This window comes from Stenotrophomonas sp. P5_A8, from assembly GCF_056400545.1.
In genome coordinates this window covers 1-1,020 of the sequence record NZ_JBFULB010000587.1, presented here as the reverse complement: position 1 = coordinate 1,020, position 1,020 = coordinate 1, and the positions used below count along the sequence as shown (strand labels likewise).

At 52.4% G+C, this 1,020-nt stretch carries 1 protein-coding gene; it reads right to left on the bottom strand.

Translation table 11 applies throughout. The annotated features are described in order from the left end of the window. Positions 1 to 883 (bottom strand): AAA family ATPase (locus AC1DQP_RS20865; RefSeq protein ID WP_478052480.1); only part of this gene is annotated, 883 nt, incomplete at its 3' end. Positions 884 to 1,020 lie beyond the last annotated feature (137 nt).

Sequence of the window (1,020 nt, the reverse complement as noted above, 5' to 3'; positions counted from 1 at the left end):
ACGCTGAAATGCCGTCCCGAAGGGAAGCGAAGTTCTCTGATAAGTTGCCGACGACGACCTCGCAGACCTTCTGCAGGCAAAGTGATTTGTCCAGCCCGACATGCTTCGAAAGCTCCGCGAACTCGTTATGTTTGCCTGCTTGGAGCGAGTATTCGAGTACATCGAACACATCATCAGCATCCAACCCCAGCGCGGCCGCAGTCTGTCCAGGATGTGTCTTGCACTGCTCGATCAACCAGGCTTCCGGCCACGTAGCTCCCGGCAAATAAAGTGCGGAGGCTCTAAACCACGCACCGAACTCTTCCGAGACCGTTTCGGCCATCTTTTTCGCATGACTCAAATTCCGATTCTCGAGCACTCTCTGATCACCATCAAATACCGAGATGGTGGGGCGATCCTCTTTCCGGACGTAAGCTGCCGCAAGCTGCCTTGAAAGTGCACTGGCGGATCCGACCACTTTGATCTGAATACGCGTTCGCACGTCTGCCGCAAGACACTCCTGCAAAATGGCACGCGCCACATCGTCCTCCACAAGCACGGTCGCTTCATATTTCAGTACCGCCCCCATACGCGAGAAAGCGAACTCCGGCGAAACACCACTTGTAATTCGAGTCTTCCCTTGGACCGACTCTACAAAAAATCTTGCATCATCTGGAAGGGACTCAAATATCTCACGAGAATGAGTGGTACAGATGATCTGCGTGTTGGTCTTCTTGCACACCTCTTTCAGCTTCTTCATAAACATCCGCTGTGCTCTGGAATGAAGTCCGAGCTCGACCTCATCGAGCACCAGCAAAGCGCCATCGCCTGCGGAGTATATGTTAGAGAAAATTTCGAAAAGCGCGTTCTCGCCAGCACCCATATTGAAGCCCGAGTAGATCACATCTCCGCATCGAACTAGCGGAAGACTGTACTTAGAATGCTCAGTGTATCGGAACTCGTCGTACTTTTTCCCCAGAATTGCTCCTACGGCTGACATTACGTCGTCCTCCCAACCTTTGGTTGGAACATCCTTGAAGG